This window comes from Pseudomonas sp. 5Vm1k, from assembly GCF_056161485.1.
The window spans coordinates 60,984-70,802 of sequence record NZ_JBSPCZ010000021.1 but is presented as its reverse complement, the minus strand read 5'-3'; the positions used below and the strand labels follow the sequence as shown (position 1 = coordinate 70,802).

General features: G+C 60.5%; 7 protein-coding genes. 6 read left to right on the top strand and 1 reads right to left on the bottom strand.

Annotation, left to right across the window (positions count from 1 at the left end; translation table 11 throughout):
* Positions 1 to 187: 187 nt before the first annotated feature.
* From ACWIKB_RS28750 to ACWIKB_RS28725, 6 genes are all read left to right on the top strand, one after another.
* The gene (locus tag ACWIKB_RS28750) at positions 188 to 1,636 is read left to right on the top strand and encodes a sensor histidine kinase (RefSeq protein ID WP_475270906.1); all 1,449 of its coding nucleotides are present in this window, start codon (positions 188 to 190) and stop codon (positions 1,634 to 1,636) included.
* A gap of 183 nt (positions 1,637 to 1,819) precedes the next feature.
* Positions 1,820 to 4,630, top strand: a complete 2,811-nt coding sequence (locus tag ACWIKB_RS28745; RefSeq protein WP_475270905.1) for a multicopper oxidase domain-containing protein — start codon at positions 1,820 to 1,822, stop codon at positions 4,628 to 4,630.
* Positions 4,631 to 4,647: 17 nt separating this feature from the next.
* On the top strand, positions 4,648 to 5,673 hold the full coding sequence (locus ACWIKB_RS28740; RefSeq protein WP_475270904.1) for an SCO family protein: 1,026 nt from the start codon (positions 4,648 to 4,650) through the stop codon (positions 5,671 to 5,673).
* Between the two features lie 100 nt (positions 5,674 to 5,773).
* Positions 5,774 to 7,267 (top strand): sensor histidine kinase, encoded by a 1,494-nt coding sequence (locus ACWIKB_RS28735; RefSeq protein WP_475270903.1) that lies wholly within the window; start codon positions 5,774 to 5,776, stop codon positions 7,265 to 7,267.
* Positions 7,236 to 8,663 carry a sigma-54-dependent transcriptional regulator gene (locus tag ACWIKB_RS28730; RefSeq protein WP_475270902.1) on the top strand — a complete coding sequence of 476 codons (1,428 nt, stop codon included), beginning with the start codon at positions 7,236 to 7,238 and terminating at the stop codon, positions 8,661 to 8,663. Before ACWIKB_RS28735 ends, ACWIKB_RS28730 begins: the two co-directional genes overlap by 32 nt.
* A gap of 119 nt (positions 8,664 to 8,782) precedes the next feature.
* Positions 8,783 to 9,325 carry a hypothetical protein gene (locus ACWIKB_RS28725; protein WP_475270901.1) on the top strand — a complete coding sequence of 181 codons (543 nt, stop codon included), beginning with the start codon at positions 8,783 to 8,785 and terminating at the stop codon, positions 9,323 to 9,325.
* 3 nt (positions 9,326 to 9,328) lie between these two features.
* Here ACWIKB_RS28725 and ACWIKB_RS28720 read toward each other — a convergent pair whose 3' ends face one another.
* Positions 9,329 to 9,715 (bottom strand): hypothetical protein, encoded by a 387-nt coding sequence (locus ACWIKB_RS28720; RefSeq protein WP_475270900.1) that lies wholly within the window; start codon positions 9,713 to 9,715, stop codon positions 9,329 to 9,331.
* Positions 9,716 to 9,819 lie beyond the last annotated feature (104 nt).

Genomic DNA, 9,819 nt, shown 5'->3' with positions numbered 1-9,819 from the left:
GGAGCGGGCTTGCTCGCGAAGAGGGTGTGTCAGCCAACATCAATGCAGTTGATACACCGCTTTCGCGAGCAAGCCCGCTCCCACAGGGGGCGGTGTTGGTCCCACGATTTGCTTAGCTTGCTGGCATTGGGGCAAACCCCAAACAGTGGGCTATAACCCTATAGGTGAATTCTCGGGATCCAACCCCATGAATATGTCCGAAAAAATGCTCAGGCCAGAGGAAGGCGACATTCGTTTGAGCACGCGCAAGCAGCCGTTCAACCTGCTGCGCTGGTTTTCGCTGATCAGCATGGCCGTGATCGCGACCGTGGCGGTGGCGTTGGGGGCGGTGTCCACGCAGTTTGTGATTACCGAAAGCGTGCAGCGTGATGCTTTATTAACGGCGCAATTCATTCAGGCCATTGCCTCCGCCGAAGTTCGGCATGTGTCGATCCCCAATGTGCGGACCATGGGCGAGCTGGTCGACCCACGCCAGGACAAGGATTTCCCCGACGTCGATCCAGCGGCGCGGGCCAATGCCCGGGGTGAATTCCTCGACCATATCGCCAACCTGCCGGACGTGATCCTGGCCAACGTTTATGCCCCCGACCGCATGGTGATCTGGTCCACCAACCCGGCGCTCATGGGCACTACGATTCACGCCGACGAAGATCTGGACCATGCCTTCGAGTTCAAGATCCCGGTGTCGGCCAGTTATCACGACGTCGATCAGGCGCGGATGGAACAGAAGTTCGTCATCCCCCCGGATTTCATCTTTATAGAAAACTACATTCCGCTGTTCGATGCCGACGGCAAGAACGTCACCGCGATGGTCGAGATCTACAAGGAGCCCAAGGACCTGATCAGCCGCATCGAGCGAGGGCTGGCGCTGATCTGGCTGGCCACCGCACTGGGCGGTGGGCTGATTTACCTGGGCCTTTATTGGATCGTGCGCCGTGCGGCGATCCTGCTGGCGCAGCAACAGAAACAACTGATCACCAACGAAACCTTTGTCGCCCTGGGCGAGATGTCCTCGGCGGTCGCCCATAGCCTGCGCAATCCATTGGCGACCATTCGTTCCAGCGCCGAACTGGCCCTGGAATTTGACAGTGGCCCGGCGCACAAAAACATCAACGACATCATCGGCCAGGTCGATCGCATGTCGAAGTGGGTCCGCGAACTGTTGCAATCCTTGCGCCCGCTCAACGATGAACCCGAACCGGTGAATCTGGTGGCGGCGATCCACGACAGCCTGATGGCGTTCGAGCAGCAAATTGCCAAGGCCGGGGTTCAGGTGGTGTTCAACCCGCGACAGACGCCGATGGTCCTGAGTCAGCAAGTGCAACTGACGCAGATCCTCAACAGCCTGATGGCCAACGCCCTGGAAGCCATGGAGAAGGGCGGCACCCTGACCGTTACCCTGGAACCGACCGATGCCCGGGGCATCTGCGTGGCGCTGAGCGACACCGGCAAAGGCATGAATGAGGAACAACGCCACATGGCCTTCAGGCCGTTCTTCACCACCAAGGCTGGCGGGCTCGGCGTCGGGCTGGTGCTGGTCAAGCGGATCATGGAGCGTTTCGGCGGTGCGGTGACCCTCGGCAGCCGCGAAGGCGAGGGTACTTGCGTCCGTCTGTCGTTTAAATTAATCCCCTGAAAACGGGGATGAACTTTCCCCGTTAGCGGGTGTCATGCCCCAGTCGTTTGGCCAGAGTGGCTAAATGATGTTGATAAGCCATTGATTCAACAGGTGTTAATACTTTGGTATAGGGCCGTTTAAAGTCTGGCTAGGTAATTGCAAAACACCATTACCCCCTTCACGACTTCGAGGCGGCTGGTGATGGACAGAAAAGCGCGGCACCCCTGCAAGTGGTTCGGCCTGTTGACCCCACTGAGTATCCTCCTGACGATGACACTGGGCACTTCGCCCTTGTTGCGCGCCAGCCCGATTGACGATGAGCGTCAGCCCGAGCCTTCCGATCCTTCGGCTTACTACGACGAACCGGCTGACGAACCAGCCGCCCTGAACGCCATTTTGACCATGCCCGAGGCCAACGAAGATTCCTTCGATTTGCCCGACGGGGTCAAAGGCAGCCGCGACGAAACGCGTAAGGAAAACGTGCTGCCGCCTGCGGCGCAGACCAGTTTCAACTACCCCACCAATGGCAAGCCGAGCCCGTTGTTCGGCGCCCAGCCGTTCACTCAGCAATTGGTGTTGTTCGAAGAGTTCGGCCCGGAAAAACTCGACCCCACCACACCGGCAGCGCCCTTGGGCTTCCCACCGGCCGCCGTGGGTCCGTTGCCCCAGCAGGACCCGACCAACGCAGCGCGCAGTGCGCCACCGAGCGCGGCACTCGACGCCTTTTTGCGCCAACCAGGGCTGACACCGTTCCCCAGCCAGTACTCCAACGTGGTGGACCGCAACCCTTGGCAGTCGCAGATCGAAGTGTTCCTCAACCGCCATATCGGCTCGTCCGCCGAAGGGCGTCCGCCAGGAAAAGGTTGGTCCCATCAGCGCTGGAACGAGTTCTACCCGCAAGTGGCCTACAAAACCGTGCAAACCGGCGCGCGGCTCAACAGCGGTTGGCGTGACAGCCATCAGATGCACGGTTATGCCGTGGGTGAATTCGGCCCCGGCGGCCTGTATCACAACGTGGCGGGTGTACCGGCCACCGATGGCACCTCTAAAGGCATCGATCCGCGTTTCCACCCGAACATGCCGGTGCAGAACCACAACTCGGTCTGGACCTTCGACGGCACCTTGCCGCCCAAGCTGCTGATGGTGCGTTACGGCCAGCCCGTGATGATGCGCCACTACAACGGCTTACCGATCGATCCGTCGGCCAACATGGGTTTTGGCCTGCACACCATCACAACCCACGAACACAACGGCCACGCACCGGCGGAAAGCGACGGTTATGCCAACGCATTCTTCTTTCCGGGGCAGTACTACGACTATCGCTGGCCGATCCAGTTGGCTGGTTACGACAGCATCAACACCGACGCCCATGACCCGCGCGCCGCGTTCCCTTGCGCACCGGGCGAAACCCTGTGGACCAACGATCTGAGCCCCAGCCGCAAGACTTGCGACCACGGCACCATCAAGATCCGCGGCGACTGGCGCGAAACCATGAGCACCCACTGGTTCCACGACCACATGCTCGATTTCACCGCGCAGAACGTCTACAAGGGCAACGCGGCGATGATGAACTACTACAGCGCCCTGGATCGTGGCAATGAATCGGTGAACGACGGCGTCAACCTGCGTTTCCCCAGCGGCAGTGCCTTGCCGTGGGGTAACCGCGACTACGACGTCAACCTGGTGTTCGCCGACAAGGCCTGGGACGCAAACGGTCAATTGTGGTTCAACCCGTTCAACACCGACGGCTTCCTCGGTGACCAAGTGCTGGTCAACTGGCAGTGGAAACCGGCTCTGGATGTGCGCGCCCGCAGCTATCGATTCCGCATCCTCAATGGCTCGGTGTCGCGCTACTTCAAGCTCGCTATCGTGCGTGAGGTCAAGGGCAGCAGCGGCGAGTTCCAAGGGCCGAAAAACTCGGGAATTTCCTATGCCCGCGTGCCGTTCCACATGATTGCCAACGACGGCAACATCATGGAACACAGCGTGCCGTTCGACGGCACCATGGACCTCGACGCCGATGGCGATAAACAGAACCACAATGCGATCCTGCCCACCCAGGGCATCGCCGAGCGCTTCGACATTGTCGTCAACTTCGCGAAAAACGGCATCAAGCCCGGTGACAAGCTGTTCGTGGTCAACCTGATGGCCCACGACGACGGCAAGGGTCCGAAAGAACCGATCGCCCTGGCCGATGTGCTATCGGAAAAATACCTGGCGGTGATCAAGCAATCGAGTAAAGGACCGCAGTGGGACAAAGGTGACCCGGGCGTAGGCAAAGTCTTGCAGCTCAACGTCAAGGCCTACACCGGTCAGGACCTGGCCATGGACCCTGCAGCGTACGAGCCGGCCAAACCGGGCAAGGCTGAAGGCCTGGTGATGATCCCGCTGAAAATCCATCGCGACAACGCTGCCGACAAAGTGCTGCTGGCCAACGCCCGTCACCGCACCTTCACCTTCGGCCGTTCCGACGGCACCGATGAAGCACCGTGGACGGTCAAGACTGACGGAGGTTTCGGCTTCCACATGGACCCACGGCGCTTGAACACCGCGACCAAACTGGCCAGCGGCCCCACCGATGCCGGCACCGCAGGCTTTGGCACCCTGGAAGTGTGGAACATCAGGCTCGGCGGTAAGGGCTGGAGTCACCCGGTGCATGTGCACTTCGAGGAAGGGATCATCCTCAGTCGCGGCGGCAAGGCGCCACCGGAATGGGAAAAATGGGCGCGCAAGGATGTGTACCGCATCGGTTCGGAAGCCGATGGCCTGGACAACGTCGAGATGGCGATCAACTTCCGCGAATTCGCCGGGACTTATATGGAGCACTGTCACAACACCCAGCATGAGGACAACTCGATGCTGCTGCGCTGGGACATTGAGAAACCCGGGCAATTCCAGTTGATGCCGACCCCGCTGCCAAGCTGGGACGGGGTGCGCTACGTCAACTCGGCCGCGCTGCCAACCTTCCGTACCGGCGACGGCTACGGTCCACAAGTGGCGGTGAAAAAATGAACCGCCGGGGAGCCGACATGGCACCGCACACGCCGCGCTCCCGCGCCCTGGGCATGCACCTGATTCTGGTCCTGGTCACCTGTCTGCTGGTCAGTCAGGTGCTCCTGGCCCACGAAGGAGCACTGTCGCCGACCGAGTCGGCGACACCCTGGGGCGGCGACTATTTCCCCAACACCCTGCTGACCGACCAGGACGGCCGGCAGGTGCGTTTTTTCGATGACCTGATCAAAGGCAAAGTGGTGGTGATCAATTTCATCTTCACTTCCTGCAGCGACTCCTGCCCGCTGGAAACCGCACGCTTGCGCCAAGTGCAAAAGCTGCTCGGGGACCGTGTCGGCCAGGACATTTTCTTCTACTCCATCAGCATCGACCCGCTCAGCGATACGCCTGAGGTGCTGAAGGCCTATGCACAACGCTTCAAGGTCGGGCCGGGCTGGAAGTTCCTGACCGGCGAGTTTGACGACGTCACCGACTTGCGCAAAAAACTCGGGCTGTTTATCGAGGGCGTCGACAACGGTCGCAGCAAGGACCACAACCTGAGCCTGATCGTCGGTAACCAGGGCACAGGCCGTTGGATGAAGGCTTCACCTTTTGAGAACCCTTGGATTCTGGCGGATCAACTGGCCAACACCTTGCAGAACTGGAAACAACCCAGCATCGAGGAAAGTTACGCCAATGCTCCGGAAATTCGCCCGCCGAGCAACGGCGAAGAGCTGTTCCGCACCCGTTGCGCCTCGTGCCACAGCCTCGGGCCGCAAGACGGGCAGGGCATCGGCATGCGCAGCATCGGCCCGGACCTGATCGGCGTGACCCGCCTGCGCGAACCGGCCTGGCTCAACCGCTGGATTCGCGAGCCGGACCGCATGCTTGCAGAGAAAGACCCGGTCGCGCTGGAGCTGTACCAGCGTTTCGACAAGATTTCGATGCCCAATCTGCGCCTGGATGAGCATTCCGCGCAGACGATCATCGACTTCTTGCAGGAAGAAACAGACCGCCAGCAACCGGTGGCGGGGCAGGTGCCCGAGGTGACGCAGATGAACTAGCGGCTAAATAACATCATTGGCCGTCGATCACGATCAATGCCACCTACACTCATCGTGACAACGGCTAAAAAGGCTTCAGGCAAGCAACCAGGACAAACCCATGCATATACCAGAACAACAAAAAGTACCTGCGCCGGCCATGCCGGCAGCAGCGCGCAAGAGCTGGGGCGGTCAGTTCAATCTGCTGCGCTGGTTTTCCCTGGCCAGTTTTTTCATCATCGCCGCCGTGGCGCTGGGCCTGGGCTACATTTCCACGCGGTTCGTGGTCACTGAAAGCATCGAACGCGATGCCTTGCTGACCGCGCAATTTATCCAGGCCATCGGCGATGCCGAACTGCGCCACGCCGGGATCACCCCGAAGCGCACCATGGGCGAGTTGCTGGACCCGCGCCAGGACCTGGCCTATCCCGACGTCGATCCGATGTCCCGGGCTGCGGCGCGCAATGAGTTTCTCGACCATGTGGAGCACTTGCCGGACATTCTGCTGGCCACGGTCTACGCCCTGGACCGCACGATCATCTGGTCGACCAACGCGGAGCTGGTCGGGGTGCGCATCGACGATGACGAGGAGCTGGATGAATCCTTCGAAATGAGGGTGCCGGTGTCCTCCAGCTACCACAAGATCGACGAGGAACGCCCGGAACAGAGGCTGTTGCGCGAGCCGCAATTGCTGTTCATCGAGAACTACATTCCGATGTTCAACGCCGACAAAAGTAAAGTGATCGCCATGGTCGAGATCTACAAGGAACCGGCGGACCTGGTGGAGCGCATTCAGCGCGGTTTCAAGTCGATCTGGATCGCGACCTTACTCGGCGGCGCGGCGATTTACCTGGCGTTGTTCTGGATCGTGCGCCGGGCCGCAACGCTGCTGCAGAGCCAGCAGAAACAACTGATCAGCAACGAAACCTTTGTCGCCCTGGGGGAAATGTCCTCGGCGGTCGCCCACAGTTTACGTAACCCGTTGGCGACCATCCGCTCCAGCGCCGAACTGGCCCAGGACGTCGCGAGCCAGAGCGCCCAGAAGAACATTGGCGACATCATCAATCAGGTCGATCGCATGTCCCGTTGGGTGCGCGAGTTGCTGGTGTCGTTGCGGCCGATGAGCGACGACTCTGAGTCCGTGGACCTGGTGCTGGCCGTCGATGACGCCCTGAGCGCCTTCGACCCGCTGATCAAACGCTCGAATGTCGAGGTGCGTTTCACCCCGCAAAGCTTTCCGCCGGTGGTCAGTCAGCCAGTGCTGCTCACACAGATTCTCAACAGCCTGTTCGCCAATGCTTTGGAAGCCATGCCCAAGGGCGGCGTGCTGAGTGTCGAGATCGAGTCGCCGGCACCGGGGCAGTTGAGCATGACCCTCAGCGATACCGGAAAAGGCATGACCAAACAGCAGCAACAGATGGTCTTCAAGCCGTTTTTTACCACCAAGCAAGGCGGGCTTGGCGTCGGTCTGGCGTTGGTCAAACGAATAATGGAACGCTTCCAGGGCTCGGTCGTACTGACCAGCCAGGAGCAGGAAGGAACCCGCGTTTGTCTCAACTTTAAAGTGGCAACGGGAGGGGAATATGGAGCACAGCATACTGCTGGTCGAGGATGATGAGCTCCTCGCCGAGAATATTCAGACCTACCTGGAGCGCAAAGACTTCGAGGTAACGGTCTGCCACTCGGCCGAGGATGCACTGGAGCAACTGATCACGTTCGTTCCGGACGTGGTGCTGACCGACAACTCGCTACCGGGCATGAGCGGTCACGACCTGATCCAGAAGCTGCGCATCAGCGCGCCGGATCTGAAAGTGATCATGATGACCGGTTATGGCAACGTCGAAGACGCCGTGGTGGCGATGAAAGAGGGCGCGTTCCACTACGTCACCAAACCGGTGGCCCTGCCGGAGCTCAAGCTGCTGCTGGACAAGGCCCTGGCCACCGACCGCATGGAGCGCACGCTGTCGTTCTATCAGGAGCGCGAGGCGCAGAAGTCCGGGGTGCAGGCGTTGATCGGCGAATCGGCACCGATGCACTACCTGAAAAATACCATTGGCCAGTTGCTCGACGCCGAGCGCCGCATGGCCAACACCGACCTGCCGCCGGTGTTGGTGGAAGGCGAAACCGGCACCGGCAAGGAACTGGTGGCCCGGGCGCTGCACTTCGACGGTCCGCGGGCCAAAGGCCCATTTATTGAATTCAACTGCGCGTCGATTCCGTCCAACCTGGTGGAGTCGGAACTGTTCGGCCACGAGAAGGGCGCCTTCACCGACGCCAAGGATCGGCGAGTCGGGCTGGTGGAAGCCGCCGACGGCGGGACGCTGTTTCTCGATGAAGTCGGCGAGATGGACCTGTTGCTGCAAGCCAAATTGCTGAAGCTGCTGGAAGACCGGACCATTCGCCGGGTCGGTTCGGTGAAGGAACGCAAAGTCGATTTGCGGGTGATCAGCGCCACCAATTGCAACCTGGAGCAGATGGTCCAGCAGGGCAAGTTCCGGCGTGACCTGTTCTTCCGCCTGCGGATCATTTCGATCAAGGTCCCGCGCCTGCACGCTCGCGGTGAAGACGTGCTGTTACTGGCCCGACACTTCCTGGCGATCCATGGCAAACGTTATGGCAAACCGCACTTGTATTTCAGCGACCAGGCTGAAGAGTTGCTGCTCAGCTACACCTGGCCGGGCAATGTGCGCGAATTGCGCAACATGCTTGAGCAAACCGTGTTGCTGGCCCAGAGCGACACCATCGCCGCCCACCAATTGAACGTCTGCCTGAGTCTGGTGGACGAGCCGCTGGTGTTGCAGGAGCCGCAGTACAGCGAACCCCGGCCCACCTATAACGGCGCTGAATCGATGAACCTGCCGGAAGTGGAGCGGGACATGGTGCGCAAGATGCTCGACAAGACCGACTGGAACGTCACCAAATCTGCGCGTCTGCTGGGCCTGAGCCGCGACATGCTGCGTTACCGGATCGAAAAACTCGGCCTTGCACGGCCGGACAAGCGTCAGTGGTAGGTGCATCGATTGACTGATGGTCGGTAGTTTGTCAGAGGACGACGAGGGGTAGGCGGGCTCTGTGGAAAATCCATAAAGGCTGTGCCTTACTGATTTTTCCCTTTGATGGAGTGACGGGCATGCGGCGTAGAGGCGCGCAGTTCTGGCTCTGGAGTAACAGCCAATTACACGGCCGAAGCCACGATGAGGTGTTGCCCGACGGTACGCAGATCGAGGTACAGGCGCGGTTCAATCGTGAGCGTGTGACCCAGGTATTCATCGGCGTGTATGCCTGCGATGGGGCGCCGCTGGCGGAAGAATTTTATGACCGTGAGGGGCATCCCTCGTTGGCGAAAGCCCTGGCCTGGGGATGCTCACGCGCCCAGGCGATCCTCACCACCGTGTCCGAATTCCGCGCGCCCCATCGCATTCAACTGACGGTCGGGGTGGTGGTGGATGATCCTTGTGAAGTGGCCTTGCGGCACATGGAAATGTCCGCGGACGAAAGCCTTCGGCTCAAGCGCCGGGATGCCTGGGACGAGTACCTGAGTGCCAAGCAAGCCGTGCTGGACATGATGCGCTCCACCAAGGTGGACAGCGAGATCTGGGAAACCCAGAAACGTCGCCTGCGCAACGCCATCGATCGCCGGGCGGCGTTGCGTCATACCTGGCCCTGCGACTGACGCTCAAGGCATCGCCTGCTCCTGGCGGGTGAGGCAGGCCAGCAGGCACGAGGGGTCGAGCACCTCGTCGTTGACGTAGATCCCGCGCTCCGGGTCGTAGGAGCGGATAAACACCCGCACGTTGGCATCCGCCACGGTGGGCAGTTGCGAATCGTAGAACACATGCTCACTGGCGATCGGGATGAAGTCCTGAGGCGCGCTCGGGATGTATGCACGCGGCGGCACTGAGCTCAATGTCGGCGGCGCCGGATGCGCGAAGGGCTGGTTGGGTCCGTAGTAGATCAATGCACTGCTGGAGCTGTCGGTCTGCATGGGACTGTCGTCCGCGTGCACCGTGCTGGCGGCAGTGAGAAGGGCGATGAAGCACAGCGTCAGATCGGTCTGTTTCATGGCGACACCTGCGAACCCGGTTATTCCCGCATTTCCCCAAGGCTTTTAACTATAGCTGCCATGCGGCCACGCGTTCGCGACGGGTCGATTACAAGATCACAACA